Below are 15,221 nucleotides of genomic sequence, written 5' to 3'. Positions count from 1 at the left end.
CAAGGATCTTCAGATCGAGATCGGCTACGTTGCGGCACGCGTTGCAGGGGCAAGTCGTGTTTTGCACAATGTTCCGTCGACGTTCGGCGAAACCCCGATAAAGGCTTTCGCATATATTGAGGAAAGTCTCACCTGAAGGGAACGGCCCACTCGAATAAGCGAGAACAGCATCACCTTCTAGACCACGCAACTTCATTGGGTCCTTCAGTCCCATTACAATTGCTTCAAGCTAAGAACGGATGATTGGGTTGGCGTGTTCCAGCTCTGACCGGGTCAGGTATTCGGTATAACCGGTAATATCGGCGATTAGCAGGTAACCGCTTTGAACAGACATCCGAGCTTTCCCCTTTGCCCTCCCTCCCTTGACTGTAACTTCGGCCACAGTACCGGACAAGCGCGTCTGCGACCGCCCCCGGAAAACCCATGAGCGCGGACCGCGTGAGCTGGGAACATATCCAGCGGGTCTACAAGCTGTGTGACCGGAGTGTGTCCGAGACCGCCTGCCGCCTGAACACGCACCGCCGGACGCTGCAGGGGAATTTGGTGAAGCTTAGTCCTCGGAAATGGGCAGCGAATTGGGTTCAATCTGAATCAGGACTCTGTTCAGAGGATATTCTTTAAGGCGGCAATGCGGACAAAGCGACCGTTAGTAACATTTACGCAGCTAGCCGGAAAAGGGGCTGCATACTAGCCGGCTTTAGCTATCACAATGTGCTGCGAACTTGGCTTCCAAGAAAACAGAAGCGCCAGAACCAACTGGCACCGCTGTGAATTAGTTTGATGCTGTTCAAGCAGTAAGAAAACCGTCGTGCCAGGCCATAAGATCGATTCCGTCGCCCGTAGCGTTTGAGCCATTCAGGGCAGCCAGTTCGTCCTCCCATCCGGCAGCGAGTTCATAGATCCCCAGGTCTTCTAGAGACGCGAGCGAAAAGTCTGCCAGATACATGGTATCGGTCTGTTCAACGATCCCGGTCATTAGTTCGGCATCCAAGGCTACCTCGTCCCAATGACCTCCGGAAGTGCCGCGCCCGCCACCGCCTTCCACCGGAATATTATCACCATACAAGGTCGTGGCTTCTGTCCCAGTGTATACGAGATTACGCTTCGACTTAGTTGTCAAATCGTTGCCCGCAACATCCCAAAGGGTACCAAATCCCAGCGCATGGATCATCTCATGAAGTATCGTGTCATCCAGCACGCCGAGCGCATCGAGAGAGGCCGCATCGGCAAGGTCGATGGTAAGGGTAGCGCCAGCCGGTGTTTCAGCCGTACCATTGCCGTCCCAATCGTTTGCGGCGTAGATATTTGCCGATGCAACCTCTCCACCCAGCGCTCCGGTTTCAAGTTTGACTTCGACATAGAGGTCATCAAGCACGAACTCCGTACCATCTGATTTCAAGCCGTTGTCATCGTCCGTAAAGCCATATGCAATGACCGAAGAAAGAAATTCCGCTGCCGCTTCGACATAGCCTTGTATGGTTGTCGCGATCGAAGTGTTCCAATCTGACCCGTTTCCCACAAATTCGATCTGAAAATTAAACGGATCACTTGTGCCGCGATTGGTATCTACAGTGATTTTATCGTCGAACCCAGTATCGAGAGTACCCGAAGTGTAGGTAGCTTCCACAGTGCCGCCGCCGCCTCCATCATCGCCGCCGCCACCGCCCGGTCGACCACCGCCGCCGCCGCCGAAGGGATTGCCCATGTTGAACTCTTGGTAGTCAACGAAGTTTGCATCGGAGCTTACGCTGGTTTGGTTTTCGAAGGCGTTGGGCTGAAGGAGTGCGCGCAGCGCCTGGCCATCTGCCGACGCAACCGGTTCGGGCCCGTTGGGAGCGTCAGCCCGCTCCAAGATAAATTCAATAATTGGATCAAGGCCATCTCCGCCTTCACCATTAGATCCGCCGACCGGATCGCCCGTGTTTAACACTTTGTAATCATTGACGGATACGTCGGAGGTCTCACCAGCATGACTGTCAAGGGCGGTTGGCTGAAGGAGTGCATGCGATGCCGGGCCATCTGCAGGTGTACCCGGTTGGGGTCCGTTGGGAGTGTCAACATGCTCCCAAACAAATTCATCAATGGCATCAAAAAAATCGTCAAACAGAATTCGATCCAAACGTTTTGCGTGCATATTACCTATCTCCGAATTGAAGCCCCCCATACATCTGATTATCAGAATAAAATAACGCGATTAAATGTGTGTTGAATATGCTGTTTATGTCTAGTTTATGTATTGAACGGTAGCTCTTAAAAAAAACCGTCGCACAATTTTATCCCCGTAAAGGTCTAAAATGGGCTCGCAACGGACACTCGAAGTCCAAAATAAGGAGCGAATGACGGCCGGGCGGACGTTACGGTCATTTCCGCAACCAAGGGCTGACAACGCTTTGTTATTCCTCTACTTCTAGGATGTTTGCATGCCGGAGGACGTGATGGCTAGCCTGAACAATCTTTCAAAATCTGAACTCGCTCGTCGCGTTGCCGACATTGCCACGCTTGAGGGCGAATTCCTGCTGCGTTCCGGAGAAATTTCTCATCGCTATTTCGATAAGTATCGTTTTGAGGGCGATCCGCTCATACTGAAGCCGTTGGCGCTAGCAATGAGTTCGCTTCTGCCCACGGATACGGAAATTATCGCAGGGCTTGAGTTGGGAGGAATACCCTTGGTTACAGCGATTTCCCTTGAGACGGGGTTGCCAGCAGCGTTCGTTCGAAAGGAAGCGAAAACCTACGGAACGTGTCGCGCAATAGAAGGCCAGGATATCGCCGGGAAAAAGGTAACGTTCGTTGAGGATGTCATTTCCACGGGTGGTGCAGTTGCTGATGCTCATCAGCTAGCAGTGCAGGAAGGTGCTGACGTCCTCGCGGTTGTCTGCGCTATTTGGCGGGGAGAAAGCGTGCCGACCATTCAGGGCGTTCCCACTCTCGCTGTTTATCCAGTATTTTTACGTGCTGAATTGGAGCGCTAAAGAACATCTGGTGCCAGAGGTTTTCCGGAACACGGGTTCGCAGCGGAAATTCGAAGTCAACTATAACGAGGCGGGCTGGCTGCGTCGGTATGCTCAGAATAATAAGTAGTTGTGTCCGTCACTCGCAACAAACGCAGAGAGTGCGATGACGAATCCGGAGGCGTAGTCTGTCAGCTTAAGCGTGCGCTTTTTAGGATACATGGTCCATTCAGACCATTTTGCTTGGCCGTCATCGACTTCTCCATCTAGCCTCATTGTCATGGCTTTCATCTCCCAACGTACACAACTAAAATCGCTAAGAAGCTAGAGAGAGATTACTTGACCGTTGGTGAACTCAACGTGAACACGGCGTTCAGATTACGTCATTCTTGTTGCGAGTTAGCCACAAGCTTAAGGTGCGCCACTGCCTAATTAGTGTGCCCGTTGCAGCGGGATTAAGTGCGGTAGATTCTGTAGACGACAAATAGGAGCGACTGATGTCAGCTCTGCGGACAGAGTTACCGTTCGCCGCAGTAGCGAGACTGAGGAGCGCCAAGGGCAGTTTTGCGCGGAAACCGGACTTTACAAAGTTTGACGAGTCGGCCCAAAGCCGCCGCTGACTGAGCCGCGTAATGCTGCGCTGCGGCCCTTCTAAGCGGCGTTCACGGCAAGTACAGATTAGCGTAGCTGCCAGACCGCTTCCTCTAACTCGGTGCTTGGTTCTTGTGAGGCTATTAAAGAGCATCGTTCAATTGGTGCTGTTGGTCTAGGTTTAGGCAGAAAAACCTGCCCCAGCCAGACCTTGGCGTCGTTTAAGAATGAATGCCCTGCCCAATGACGCTCATTCAGTGTCCAACAACTTGGGCAGGTTTTTTTGGTAGATTATCGCATGTCAACGTGGAATATGTGTGAAGTCCATCGTCCAATTGGTCTCCCAGTTAACGCCTCCATCCGTTGAGAAGGCCTGTTCCCATCGTGGGACTATGCCTTTTTTCCAGAGAAAACGTACCATAATGGCCTTACCATCCAGAGTGTCTTCGGCAAAAAATTCACCGACTTCACCATCAAACCGGCCCTTAACAGGCGTATCAAGAGTATGTGGTGATCTGCCATCGAGCCACCAGATCGCCCACTGACCCGACCTGATGTCAAAGCTACGCAGTGCAATTGCGCGATAGGGATCTTCTGGAAGATCTACAAAATTGTCTTCAACGTTTCCGTTGCCCGCCAGGATCGGGGCGGTTCGGGAGGTTCCATCGAAAGAATCCCAATCCTGGCACCCTACAAGACGTTCCCGCAATCTTCGGTGCTGTACAGTCCAGGAGCCAAACATGAAGTCGAAATCATCCTGAGCTTGCTCGCTCCCTCTTTGGTTCAATTTTGTGTACATGGTCTCTCCGTTGTGCGTGACATGCACACTATTACCGGAGATAACTTGCCATCATGTGTCATGTTTTTTGAGGGTGGAATGAAATCGTCGCGTTTGCTTTCAATCCTGATACGTCTTCAAACGCGCGGCCAAATGACGGCTGATCAATTGGCAGAGGAACTAGAGGTTAGCCCGCGTACGATTCACAGAGACATCGATCAGTTGAGCTATGCCGGCGTCCCTGTGTTTGCCGAACGAGGTCGCAATGGCGGGTATAAGTTGCTGGACGGCTATCAAACACGTTTAACAGGCCTAGACGCCGACGAAGCCAGCAGCCTTCTTCTCTCCGGACTAGGTGCGGTCTTAGACGATCTGGGGTTGTTGGAAGCAGCGAACCAGACCGAGTTGAAGGTTCTGGCCTCGCTTCCGAATGAAACGCGCGACCATGCCGCCATCGTTTCCGAGCGATTTTTTCTGGATCCGGTGAGTTGGTATCGGAAAAAAGAAGATGCCCCTTTTGTCCGGCAAGTCGCTACCGCTGTATGGGCACAACAACAGCTTTCCATAAGATACGAGAGTTGGAGGGGCGTCGTGGAACGTATAGTGTCACCTCTAGCAATCGTTCTCAAAGCAGGGAGTTGGTATCTTGTGGCCTTGGTCGATACTCCCCGAGTTTACAAAATTGCTAAAATCCAGAGCATTGAGGCATTGGACAAAGTTTTCTCTCGACCTGAAAACTTCAATATTCGCGAGTTTTGGGACGTTTGGAGAACCGATTTCGAGCGCCGGCTGAAATCTCAAACTGTTACGCTTAAGGTGACGTCCGAAGGGTTGCGCTTGCTAAGCGAGATGGGCGTCGCACCGGACACCCAAACAGTTACCCATAAAGTTGATGGATTGCATATCGTGACAGTGCAAATGGAATACGGAGCAATTACCATCCGCAGTATCCTCTCCTTGGGCAAAGAGGTCGAGGTTATTTCCCCTAGGAGTCTTCGGAAAAATGTAATCGCTGAAATTCATAGGATAGCTGGTCACTACTCTTCCTGACAGCGAGGAAATCCAAGCTCGTTTTTAGAGCGAAATGCGTTTGCGCCCGCGGCAAAGTTACACTTTGTCCCGCAAATCGGAATCTGCAAAGTCTAGTCATGAATGCCCGCATAGGGCTGGGAGCAATCCAGTGCAATTGCAGCAACCCAACTGTGGGGCAATGACTGGTTTGGCCTCAGATCGGGCATTTTTTGGTAGAACATGGTACCGGATCAGACGGCAGTAAGGTCGGCATTGCGGACGAAACTGGCTTTGGCGACGCAGTTCGAAAAGTTGCAACAGTCCGAATGCGCTCGTTCGCTTGCTCCCCATCTTTGATCCTCCGTTTCCCAACTATAGGTTCGGATCAATTCAATGGGGGCGATCGGTTCTGGCTCTACAATATCAAAACATTCAACAACATTGTGTTCGAAAATTGCCTCAAATACGCGAAAAAACACAAAATACTCTGATGTTAACAATGGGTTAATGTGGGGGAAAATATAAACCTTGTAGTAAATTTTGTGAGTTGAACATGGTTAAGCAAAACAAAAGGGACCTGTTCCCTTCGCTAAGTGGCAGTAGCGTCGTGGCCCACGGTGCTAAAGGGAATGGCTCCCTGTCGAACTTTAGTAGGATTATTGAGCCAGCAGGCGCGTTTGTTTTTTGGACTTGTATTTTGGTCTATTGCCTTAAAGACGCATCGGTCGCACGCTACTTATCGGTCCTGATGTAACATAAGGCTGTTACTTTTGAAGTGGTAACCTGCGTTTCCACCTTTGAAGACTTTATCAGGGGTTAATCTTTCTAGTCGCCAGCATGAGCGTCTGGGTATGGTTCGAGTGAAGGGAATGAATATGCGAGTTAGTACTGGATTTGTTTGGGTTCTTGCTCTGGCATTATCAATTGGCGGGGTTGATTTAGCGTTAGCCAAAGACAAGGGAGGCAAGTCCAAAGACAAGAAAGTGCAAGTGGACGGTAAGCCAAGCAAGGGTAAAAAGGCGGTGCCGCCAGGGCAAATCAAGAGATACACGCGCGGTGCAAAGCTTCCCAGCGACCTAAACTACTCAAACGTCGGCGACCTGTCGAAGTGGAAATTGAAACCGCCGGGAAAAGGAAATCGCTATATTCGCGTCAATGATGAAATTTTGGAAGTTACGGATGACCTCTCGACTGTTGTTGATGCCGTAGGCATCGTAGGAGACTTGGCGAAGTAATGCTGCTTCAACTGTCCGCTTTGGGCTCACTACCGACTTTCTCTGCGGCGAGCTCGGGCAAGCAGATTGAGCCCAAAGCCGCCGTCTACAAGGCTTCAGCCCATTGCATGGGCAGAGCGTAGCAAACCGCGCGTTCCTGACGTTAGAACCAGGTGGGAAATGGTAGGTGAGCGAATTAAAAGGGCCTTCGCTGCACTCGAACACAACGGTGGTCCAAATCAAATGGGGCACTCGAGCCAAATTGTAATACACACGTAATCTTCAACGAATCTGTATGAAACGTCAGGCGCCTATTTCTGTCATGCGAGGGGATGATCCTCGCTGACAAGAAAGGAAAACACCGTGAATTCGTTAAAAACAAACAAACTGTGCATTGGCGCTGTAGCTAGCCTGTCTTTTTTTGGCCCTGTCCACCCTTGCGTTTGCTGAACCGGCGGGATCTGAAAAGGTGATTGCGCCTTCGGTTCCCTTCGCGAAAGCAATGGAGATTGCAACTGGCGCTGCAGAGGGCAACCTAGTGGCGCTCGAAGTAGACCATTATGGCGACAGCCCGGTCTATGTTGCCGAGCTCGAGGGCAACACAACACACACCATGCTACAGATTAACGGCGTGTCCGGCGAGGTGCTTGCGAACAATACGATTACGGCAGCGTCCTCGGAAGCATTGCATGCCATGCTGGAAGAACTCGATCACGATGGAAGCGACGATGGCGATGTACGATGCGGCCAATGGATTGCTGTTGGGCATAGCTGATTCACCCGTTGCACGAAGTGGCAACCAAGCGCATTTGGGATGGCGGGCTTTTTGGCGGGTACCGCAACTATAGTCGAAAAATATCATCTAAAATCAATGATATATGGCGGAGACGAAGGGATTCGAACCCTCGAGACCCTTCCGGGCCTACTCCCTTAGCAGGGGAGCGCCTTCGACCACTCGGCCACGTCTCCGCTGGCCGGTATATCCTTGCCTGTCGACCAGATACAAGGCGATTTTGTTCAACGCTGCTATTTTTCTGAAATCAAACACACAGGTGACATTTAGGCTGCAATTGCATCTACAAATGAATGGCAAACCAACAATATGGTGGCAAGCGTTCTGCGGGGTTTGTTTCACAGAACTCGGCGCGGCATGTAAATGTGCCGCTTGGCAGAACACAGATTTACCCTGGTTCGTTGCCCTCAAGTGTGGTGCGAATAACGAACAGAGTTGCCGGGTCCACAGACTCGCTGGTCAACACGGCCTCGAATGCCGGATTCAATGCTGTGGTGTTCCAGGCTTTGACTGCGCGCGCTATCCAGATCGCAAAAGCGCCGCCGTTCTCTAGCTGACGCTTGTAGATGTTCAATATCTGCGGCTGCAGTTCCGGATGGGCCGTGCCGCTATCCGCCAGGACACGAACCAGAACCTGTTTTTCCTCAGCTAACCGGTCGGGCTGTTCCAGCGCCTTGGCGATTTCCGTAACCGCCAGAGCACCGTCAACTTCGATACCCGCCAATCCCCAATCGTACAAATTGAGGCCCCCGTTTCGAACGACGCGTTGGTAGCGTTGGCTGACGAACTCCTTTGCCTTGCTATCGGACCGAAGCCCCAGCAACCGAATATATGCAGGCGCGTAAGCAAGACGATTCGGATCGCGCATCTCTTGCAACAACTGCTCTGTGGGCAAGGCATCTGACAGATGCGACACCAGAGTGTAAGGCGCGCGATGGATTTCAATCAGTGCCGCATTGCGCAGCAGACGATCTTCATGCGCGAGATAGTCATCGAAATAGTCGACACGCGCCGCACCGCCTGTCGCACCAATTGCCCAACCCTCTCCTTGCGAACGCAGTGTTTCCACGAACCGCGCACGCTCTGCTGTCATCAGGAAGCCCTTGCTCCATTCGTTGGACAAGCTGCGACCGGCCTTGTCCCGGTACCCGGCCCCGTAGACCATCAAAACGGTTCTATCGGGATCAGCGCGAAAGGCAGATCGCGTGACGCTGTCGACCAGAAAGGGAATCTCGGGCAGCGCGGCGACCTGTTCGGGCGTGCCTTTCAAAACCGAGACGTGCGTGAATTTGAACGGGTTGTCTGGCGCAGGGGCCGCCAACACAATCACGCGGGCCGAAAGGATGCGATCCGCCAAAGAGTATTCCGGAAGCGAAACGCATACACCACAGGCAAGGGCCGGACCAGGGGCCAGCCCGCTGCCAAAGCTCAGCGCCAGAACCGCAATCATGTGTAAGACGCGCCGCATGGGTCGTGCTCCGTTCCTTGCGGCCCCGCCAGAACAGGGTCGCATTAGGGTTTCACAAGCAGTTTATCCCAAAATCGGAAAATCAGCGAATTCTTGGCCTGGTAGGTGGCTAGGCGGGCGACAAAGCATTTTTTTCGGCCCGCCTTAGAGTTTACATCAAGTCGTTTTCCACGTCCTCGGCCGAGATACCAAGCGCGTCCAGACCGTTTTCAAGGTGATCCGACAGATGCGGCGTACCAATCAGATAGTCGGCGCAGGGGGTCGATGCCTCGGACTTGGCGGTTGCAATGGCTTCGGCAAGGTCTTCGGCGAAAAAGCTTTCGCGCCCAACCCACATAACGGCAACCAGTTCGGCCTGTTCGTCCTCGCTCATCCGGTCGATAAAAGCGCGCAATTCACCTTCGGCGCGCCCCAGTTCGCGCCCCATCATGGCGACCTGAGCGATTTTCCTTGCCGAAATTTCCAACATGACCCAACTCCTCGTGTTCGCGGTTTCCATAGTAGCACAACCATGGGGATCGGGCTGAGTCTTTGATCTTGAGCAAAAAGTTCGCGCCTAGCGTCTGCGACTGCGGGAAATGGGGTGATCTGGAACAGGGGCGGTGCGAAACGGGACGAACCGAGCCTTTTTGACCTTAAGGTTCAGCGCCTGCCATAAGATCAGGAAAAAGGCGCGCCGCGCGCCGAACGGGCGCCGCAGCAATGACCACAGGATACCCCGGTTGGTCAGCGGAGCCCTTGGTCCGGTCAGCGTGGCGATCAAACCGCCACTCTCGCGACCGTAGTCAATCCACACCCCAACACGTTCCGGCCGATAGTCGAATCGGAACATGTAGGTTCCTTCGATTTTCTGGAAAGGAGAGACATGCATCAACTTGTCCGCAACAATGCGGTCCGATGGCTGGATCGGGGTAAAACCGACGTTGTGGCACAGATAACTGTGACGCGTTCCATAGGTATTGGTGACCTCGGCCACGACCGCGTAGAGCTGATCCCCGTGGTCGAAACAGAACCAGAAGCTGACCGGATTAAAGACATGTCCCAGTACTCGTGGCTGTGTCAGTAGGGCAATCCTCATCGGTTGTGCCACATCCATCTGATTGAACTTGTCTCGCAGCCATGCCGCTCCGCTCCCCTTGCCGGGCTCACCCCCATGATCGCGGTCTCGCCAGTTCATCACGTTGGCGCGGTTCATCGAAAACAGCGCGGGTGTGTCCGGCTGGATTTCGGGGTCCAGCAGGATGTAGTCGATGGAATAGCGGAACGCATTATCAATAGCGCCCTTGCGCCCGTGATAGGTGTGGCCTGAAATATGGTCGATCTGGTTCATTCCGGGCGGTATTCCATTCTGCCTGCAAACCGTTCAAACGGCATCGATTTCCTGATTATGTAACTACAAACGATACGAACCCTAGCGCGGTTTGGATTAAAATAGTCGCACAAAGTGATCCGGCTTGGGCCACACCACGTAATGTTGTTATGTTTACCGAGATCGATACCGCGACCTTGGATGAACCGGTGGCCGAAAGGCTGTCAACGAAGCCTCGGCTCGCAAAGAAACGCAGCAGGGGCAGACCGGTGAACCGAGCGGAAGATTGTCAGGACGTCAGAGCTGAGTGGGTGGACCACGTCAGGCGCATACGTGACGCGCAGGATCAGGCAGCCTTTGCCGAACTGTTTCAGCACTTTGCGCCGCGCATCAAGGCATTCCTGATCAAGTCCGGCTCTGACGGCGCTTTGGCGGAAGAGTGCGCGCAAGAGGTGATGGCCACGCTTTGGCACAAGGCCCACCTGTTCGACCCGACACGGGCGACTGTGGCCACATGGGTGTTCACAATTGCCCGGAACAAGCGCATCGACGTCCTGCGCAAACAGCGCCGCCCTGAACCCGAGGATCTTGGATGGGGACCAGAGGCGGAACCTGAACAGGCCGACGTTGTTGCGCTGCAACAGGAAACCGCGCAGCTGCGCGACGCTCTGACCGCGTTGCCCGAGGCGCAAAGAGAGCTGATCGAGAAAGCCTATTTCGGCGATCTGAGCCATCGAGAAATCGCGTCTCAGACCGGACTGCCACTGGGTACGATCAAATCACGGATACGGCTGGCGCTGGACCGCTTGCGCCATGCGATGAATTGAGATGACGATGATGAGCAACAAGATCAAACATCACCTTACAGACGACCTGCTGATGGCTTATGCAGCGGGTGCGCTACCCGAGGCTTTTGACCTGATGGTCGCCACGCACCTGTCTCTGTGCGATCATTGCCGCGCGCGGGCGGAGAGCTTTGACGCCGTTGGTGGTTATGTTCTGGAAGAACAGGACGACGCGGTTGCCATGGCTGAAACGTCTTTAGCCGCGACGATGGCCTTGATCGCAAACGGTGCGCCGATGGCCAAGCCGAACCGTCCGAGTTGTTCCGTGCTGCCAACTCCGCTGCAGGATTACGTGGGCGGTGACGTAAACGACATCAAGTGGCGTCCCATCGGAATGGGTGTAAAACAAGCAATCCTGCCGACGACTGGTGAAGCGACCGCCCGATTGCTGTTTATTCCGGCCGGAACAGCTGTGCCCGACCACAGCCATAATGGCATCGAGCTTACCATGGTATTACAAGGCGCATTTTCGGACGAAGTTGACCATTTCGCCCGAGGCGATGTCGAAATCGCGGACGAAGACCTGCATCACACGCCAACGGCCGATATCACCGAAGATTGCATTTGCCTGGCTGTGACCGATGCACCGCTTAAGTTCAACAAACTTATGCCGCGCCTGTTCCAGCCGTTCTTGCGTATCTGATCGGGTCGCAAGATCGCGCTACATTGACTCGGCAAACGGATTGGTGGAGATGCATAAAATGATGAGATTTTTGATCCTCACATGTGTCCTTTTGGGCTTTGCATCATTGGCATCGGCCCAAAGGGTTGCCGACGTCAAATTCGAACCCGGCAATTTCGGGACCATGGTCAACGGCACCGTTACTGGGAATGAATACTTCGACTACAAGCTGGGTGCAAAGGCCGGACAGGAGATGTTTGCCGATCTAAAGGTCAGCGATACCAACGGCAATGGCGTGATCTATTTCAACATCCTGCCGCCGGACAGTGATGGAGTTGCAATCTACAATGGCTCTATAAACGGGAACACCGCCCGGATCGAGTTACCCGAGGACGGGGATTACACGATACGCGTCTACCTGATGGGCAATGACCGGGATACCGGAAAGACGGTCGGTTACAACCTCGACCTGTCGATTCAGTAAGATTTAGCCCTCAGATTTGCCCAGCGGTACCACGTTGGTATGATCTTCGGGGGCAAGTTCTTCGAAATCGAAATTGTCCAGCCGCTGCGCCCGGCGACCCGCTTTTTCCGCGCTGATCTTTATTTCCGAGATGTCCTTGGCCGCCTGTCCGAAATGGCGGTCCAGGTTGGAAACACGGTCGCCCAGACGATCGACATCCTTGTGCAGCATCCCCAATTCCTTGCGGATTGCACCGGCCTGTTCCCGCATCCGCGCATCTTTCAGGATCGCGCGCATGGTGTTCAGCGTTGCCATGCAGGTGGTCGGGGAAACGATCCACACACGTTTCGAAAAGCTCTCCTGCACCAATTCGGGAAACTTGGCATGCAATTCCGCGTAAACCGCCTCGGACGGCAGGAACATCAGCGCGCCATCGGCGGTTTCACCGTCCAGAATGTATTTCTCGGAGATATCTGTAATATGCTTGCGCACCGTGCTGCGGAACATCTGCACGGCCGCCTTCAGCTCCATGTCGTTGGTCGATCCAATCAGTGCCTCATAGGCTTCCAACGGGAACTTGCTGTCGATCACGATCGGCCCCGGCGGGTTCGGCAGGTGGATCAGGCAGTCCGCACGCCGCCCGTTCGACAACGTTGCCTGCAGCTGGAAACTGTCCGAAGGCAGCGCCTTGGAGACGATGTCGTTCAGCTGAATCTCACCAAACGCGCCGCGGGTTTGCTTGTTCGACAGGATGTCCTGCAGCGACAGCACATCGCCGGACAGCTTGGTGATGTTGTCCTGTGCCTTGTCGATGGCGGCCAGACGCTCCTGCAATTGCGTTAGTGAGGTCGCCGTCTGTTTAGAGGACCCATGCAAGGATTCCTTCATCCGCTCTTGCATCTCGGCCAACGCCCGCGCCGATTTCATCGCATTGTCCGCCAGCCGGTCGTTCATCTGCTGCTGCACCGAAGACAGGCGGGATTCCACCGTCTGGATCACCTGCACCTGCGCATTCGCCTGCGTGTCCGAGACATGCTGCAATCCGCCGCGCAGCTGCTCCTGCCCCTGCCCCAACTGCTGCACGTGCTGGCCCAAATGCGCCATCTGCCGCGCCAGTGGTTCCGCCATACGGGCCGACCGGTTGGCTGCGCGCAAAGACAGGAACAGCAACAGCAGGATCAAAAGGACAACCCCGCCGCCGATCATCAAGACCGGGTCATTCAATGCATATTGGGTGCCTGCAATCTCAATCATCTCAACTCGCGTGTTCTTGTTTTATTCTTCATAGCCCCGCCGGGCCCTGGGATCAACTGCGCCCGAACAATCGCTCGATATCGCTCAGCTTCAGTTCCACGTAAGTCGGCCGCCCGTGGTTGCACTGACCCGAATGGGGCGTGGCTTCCATCTCGCGCAGCAGGGCGTTCATTTCTTCGGCACGCAAACGTCGACCAGACCGGACCGATCCGTGACAGGCCACCCGGCTTAGGATGGCTTCGATCCGCGCCTGCACTGTCTGGCTTTCACCCTGATCGGAAAGCTCGTCGAGAATGTCCAGGATCATCGCCTTCGCGTCCACCTCGCCCAGAATGGCAGGGGTTTCACGCACCGCGACAGCGCCACCACCGAAAGGTTCCAGGGTCAGACCCAATCTCGTTAGATCATCAGCCACCTGCATCAAACGGGCGCAATCCCCCTCGGACAGTTCTACAATCTCAGGGATCAGCAACGCCTGCGCAGCGACCCCGTTTTCGGCCATCTGGTTTTTGAGCTTTTCGTAGACCAGCCGCTCATGCGCTGCATGCTGGTCGACAATCACCATGCCATCGGCGGTCTGAGCGATGATGTAATTCTCGTGCACCTGACCGCGCGCAGCACCCAGAGGCAGGTCTTCGACCGGAGCCTCAACGATCGGCGCCGGGGTCGGATCGACCACACTGCCGCTATAATCCCGGGACATCTCGGCAAATCCCGGTGCCTGAGCCTGATACGCCATTTGCCGCGCAGCGGGTGAAGGACGATCCATCTGGTAGACACGCGCGGGTGCGGGCTGTGCCGGTTCTGGCCGCATCGCACCCAAGGTCGCATTTGCTACCGTGGTCGAGGCTCGGTGGCCTGCTTCAGCCAACGCGTGCCGTAATGCTGAAACAATCAGACCACGCGCCACGCCCGGATCGCGAAAACGTACTTCGGATTTGGCGGGGTGCACGTTCACGTCCACCAAAGTCGGATCACAATCGATGAACAACGCCGCCGCCGGGTGGCGGTCCCGGCTGAGGAAATCGAAATAGGCCGCCCGCAGCGCACCCGTCAGCATCTTGTCCCGCACAGGGCGCCCGTTCACAAACAGGTACTGCGCCACCGCGGCACCCCGCGAATAGGTTGGCAAGGCGGCGTAGCCGTACAATCTGATCCCATCGCGGGCGGCATCGATCTGCAGCGCGTTCTCGGCAAACTCGCGGCCGATCACGCGGGCCAGACGGGCATGCAACGCATCAAACAGATCGCCGTTTTCACGATCGGCGCGGAAAGTCACCCGTCCCTCTCCGCCGCCGGACACATCGCGTAGTGTGAAGGTGACGGACGGTTCCGCCATAGCCAGGCGCTTGACAGTGTCGGTAATCGCCTGGGCCTCAGCTCGGTCGGTGCGCATGAATTTCAGTCGCGCAGGCGTGGCAAAGAAGAGATCGCGCAGTTCGACCACCGTACCCGCGCGCAGGGCGGCAGGTTTAACCGCCTCCATCCGACCGCCTGCAACATGGATCGAAGCCGCCTCACCCCCCGGAACCCGGCTGGTGATGGTCAGACGCCCAACCGCGCCCAGCGATGGCAACGCCTCACCACGAAAGCCAAATGTGTGGATGTTCAGCAGGTCGGATCCGTCGATCTTCGAGGTCGCATGGCGCGACAATGCCAAAGGCAGATCGTCCGTAGCGATCCCGCATCCATCATCGGTGACGCGAATTAGCGTCTTTCCCCCGTCAGCAATATCTATGGCGATGCGGGTTGCCCCGGCGTCGATGGCGTTTTCCACCAGCTCTTTAACGGCCGAGGCCGGACGCTCGACAACCTCGCCCGCCGCGATACGATTGATGGCCGCATCGTCCAGTTGCCGGATTACGGGTCGGTTTTCGCTGATATTGGGGTTTGCCTGCGCCATACCACCAGACCTAGCACAG

The 15,221-nt window shown here is 54.8% G+C and carries 15 protein-coding genes, 1 tRNA gene and 1 pseudogene; 8 read left to right on the top strand and 9 right to left on the bottom strand.

All coding sequences use genetic code 11. The features are described from left to right. The coding region (locus ACR0J0_RS15545) for a DUF2652 domain-containing protein (RefSeq protein WP_480665059.1) at positions 1–220 on the bottom strand (220 nt) is incomplete at its 3' end. Positions 221–400: 180 nt separating this feature from the next. Between ACR0J0_RS15545 and ACR0J0_RS15540 the strand changes: the two are divergent. Continuing rightward, a pseudogene (locus tag ACR0J0_RS15540) lies at positions 401–561 on the top strand (two-component system response regulator); the annotation flags it as partial. Positions 562–787: 226 nt separating this feature from the next. On the opposite strand, the gene ACR0J0_RS15535 reads toward ACR0J0_RS15540, so the two are convergent. Then, positions 788–2,134: a leishmanolysin-related zinc metalloendopeptidase gene (locus ACR0J0_RS15535; RefSeq protein ID WP_480665053.1), complete on the bottom strand. Its 1,347-nt coding sequence runs from the start codon at positions 2,132–2,134 to the stop codon at positions 788–790. Between the two features lie 286 nt (positions 2,135–2,420). On the opposite strand from ACR0J0_RS15535, the gene ACR0J0_RS15530 reads away from it, so the two are divergent. Then, positions 2,421–2,972, top strand: a complete 552-nt coding sequence (locus tag ACR0J0_RS15530; RefSeq protein ID WP_480665052.1) for an orotate phosphoribosyltransferase — start codon at positions 2,421–2,423, stop codon at positions 2,970–2,972. A gap of 871 nt (positions 2,973–3,843) precedes the next feature. On the opposite strand, the gene ACR0J0_RS15525 is transcribed toward ACR0J0_RS15530, so the two are convergent. Then, on the bottom strand, positions 3,844–4,341 hold the full coding sequence (locus ACR0J0_RS15525) for a DUF1579 domain-containing protein (RefSeq protein ID WP_480665051.1): 498 nt from the start codon (positions 4,339–4,341) through the stop codon (positions 3,844–3,846). 78 nt (positions 4,342–4,419) lie between these two features. Here ACR0J0_RS15525 and ACR0J0_RS15520 point away from each other — a divergent pair, with 78 nt between their 5' ends. From ACR0J0_RS15520 to ACR0J0_RS15510, 3 genes are all read left to right on the top strand, one after another. Next, positions 4,420–5,370: a helix-turn-helix transcriptional regulator gene (locus ACR0J0_RS15520; RefSeq protein ID WP_480665050.1), complete on the top strand. Its 951-nt coding sequence runs from the start codon at positions 4,420–4,422 to the stop codon at positions 5,368–5,370. 812 nt (positions 5,371–6,182) lie between these two features. Then, positions 6,183–6,566: a hypothetical protein gene (locus ACR0J0_RS15515; protein ID WP_480665049.1), complete on the top strand. Its 384-nt coding sequence runs from the start codon at positions 6,183–6,185 to the stop codon at positions 6,564–6,566. Positions 6,567–6,966: 400 nt separating this feature from the next. Continuing rightward, positions 6,967–7,320: a PepSY domain-containing protein gene (locus ACR0J0_RS15510; RefSeq protein WP_480665048.1), complete on the top strand. Its 354-nt coding sequence runs from the start codon at positions 6,967–6,969 to the stop codon at positions 7,318–7,320. A gap of 104 nt (positions 7,321–7,424) precedes the next feature. Here ACR0J0_RS15510 and ACR0J0_RS15505 read toward each other — a convergent pair. From ACR0J0_RS15505 to ACR0J0_RS15490, 4 genes are all read right to left on the bottom strand, one after another. Further along, positions 7,425–7,514: transfer RNA gene (locus ACR0J0_RS15505), tRNA-Ser, on the bottom strand. A gap of 212 nt (positions 7,515–7,726) precedes the next feature. After that, positions 7,727–8,806 (bottom strand): hypothetical protein, encoded by a 1,080-nt coding sequence (locus ACR0J0_RS15500; protein ID WP_480665047.1) that lies wholly within the window; start codon positions 8,804–8,806, stop codon positions 7,727–7,729. A gap of 151 nt (positions 8,807–8,957) precedes the next feature. Beyond that, positions 8,958–9,275 carry a DUF3775 domain-containing protein gene (locus ACR0J0_RS15495; RefSeq protein WP_480665046.1) on the bottom strand — a complete coding sequence of 106 codons (318 nt, stop codon included), beginning with the start codon at positions 9,273–9,275 and terminating at the stop codon, positions 8,958–8,960. An 87-nt stretch (positions 9,276–9,362) separates the two neighbouring features. After that, positions 9,363–10,136 carry a DUF1365 domain-containing protein gene (locus ACR0J0_RS15490; protein ID WP_480665045.1) on the bottom strand — a complete coding sequence of 258 codons (774 nt, stop codon included), beginning with the start codon at positions 10,134–10,136 and terminating at the stop codon, positions 9,363–9,365. 149 nt (positions 10,137–10,285) lie between these two features. Between ACR0J0_RS15490 and ACR0J0_RS15485 the strand changes: the two genes are divergently transcribed. From ACR0J0_RS15485 to ACR0J0_RS15475, 3 genes are read left to right on the top strand one after another with little or no spacing between them, the layout of a single operon-like run. Beyond that, positions 10,286–10,942 carry a sigma-70 family RNA polymerase sigma factor gene (locus tag ACR0J0_RS15485; RefSeq protein ID WP_480665044.1) on the top strand — a complete coding sequence of 219 codons (657 nt, stop codon included), beginning with the start codon at positions 10,286–10,288 and terminating at the stop codon, positions 10,940–10,942. Positions 10,943–10,952: 10 nt separating this feature from the next. Next, positions 10,953–11,603: a ChrR family anti-sigma-E factor gene (locus ACR0J0_RS15480; RefSeq protein WP_480665058.1), complete on the top strand. Its 651-nt coding sequence runs from the start codon at positions 10,953–10,955 to the stop codon at positions 11,601–11,603. Positions 11,604–11,661: 58 nt separating this feature from the next. Next, positions 11,662–12,066 (top strand): hypothetical protein, encoded by a 405-nt coding sequence (locus tag ACR0J0_RS15475; protein ID WP_480665043.1) that lies wholly within the window; start codon positions 11,662–11,664, stop codon positions 12,064–12,066. A gap of 3 nt (positions 12,067–12,069) precedes the next feature. Here ACR0J0_RS15475 and ACR0J0_RS15470 read toward each other — a convergent pair whose 3' ends face one another. Both ACR0J0_RS15470 and mutL read right to left on the bottom strand, forming a co-directional pair. Further along, entirely contained in the window at positions 12,070–13,299 is a 1,230-nt protein-coding gene (locus tag ACR0J0_RS15470; RefSeq protein WP_239343204.1) for a DNA recombination protein RmuC, read from the bottom strand. 52 nt (positions 13,300–13,351) lie between these two features. Further along, complete coding sequence (gene mutL, locus ACR0J0_RS15465; protein WP_480665042.1) at positions 13,352–15,202, bottom strand: DNA mismatch repair endonuclease MutL; 1,851 nt, start codon at positions 15,200–15,202, stop codon at positions 13,352–13,354. Positions 15,203–15,221: the final 19 nt, after the last annotated feature.

This window comes from Ruegeria sp. BF12, assembly GCF_056538705.1.
Note: the sequence above shows the minus strand (reverse complement) of the source record. Positions and strands in the feature narration are given on the sequence as shown.

Excerpts from the sequence above, each read along its gene's own strand:
- ACR0J0_RS15535 (WP_480665053.1), bottom strand. The coding sequence starts at position 2,134 with ATGCACGCAAAACGTTTGGATCGAATTCTGTTTGACGATTTTTTTGAT.
- ACR0J0_RS15530 (WP_480665052.1), top strand. The coding sequence starts at position 2,421 with ATGCCGGAGGACGTGATGGCTAGCCTGAACAATCTTTCAAAATCTGAA.
- ACR0J0_RS15525 (WP_480665051.1), bottom strand. The coding sequence starts at position 4,341 with ATGTACACAAAATTGAACCAAAGAGGGAGCGAGCAAGCTCAGGATGAT.
- ACR0J0_RS15520 (WP_480665050.1), top strand. The coding sequence starts at position 4,420 with ATGAAATCGTCGCGTTTGCTTTCAATCCTGATACGTCTTCAAACGCGC.
- ACR0J0_RS15515 (WP_480665049.1), top strand. The coding sequence starts at position 6,183 with ATGGTTCGAGTGAAGGGAATGAATATGCGAGTTAGTACTGGATTTGTT.
- ACR0J0_RS15500 (WP_480665047.1), bottom strand. The coding sequence starts at position 8,806 with ATGCGGCGCGTCTTACACATGATTGCGGTTCTGGCGCTGAGCTTTGGC.
- ACR0J0_RS15495 (WP_480665046.1), bottom strand. The coding sequence starts at position 9,275 with ATGTTGGAAATTTCGGCAAGGAAAATCGCTCAGGTCGCCATGATGGGG.
- ACR0J0_RS15490 (WP_480665045.1), bottom strand. The coding sequence starts at position 10,136 with ATGAACCAGATCGACCATATTTCAGGCCACACCTATCACGGGCGCAAG.
- ACR0J0_RS15485 (WP_480665044.1), top strand. The coding sequence starts at position 10,286 with ATGTTTACCGAGATCGATACCGCGACCTTGGATGAACCGGTGGCCGAA.
- ACR0J0_RS15480 (WP_480665058.1), top strand. The coding sequence starts at position 10,953 with ATGAGCAACAAGATCAAACATCACCTTACAGACGACCTGCTGATGGCT.
- ACR0J0_RS15475 (WP_480665043.1), top strand. The coding sequence starts at position 11,662 with ATGATGAGATTTTTGATCCTCACATGTGTCCTTTTGGGCTTTGCATCA.
- ACR0J0_RS15470 (WP_239343204.1), bottom strand. The coding sequence starts at position 13,299 with ATGATTGAGATTGCAGGCACCCAATATGCATTGAATGACCCGGTCTTG.
- mutL (WP_480665042.1), bottom strand. The coding sequence starts at position 15,202 with ATGGCGCAGGCAAACCCCAATATCAGCGAAAACCGACCCGTAATCCGG.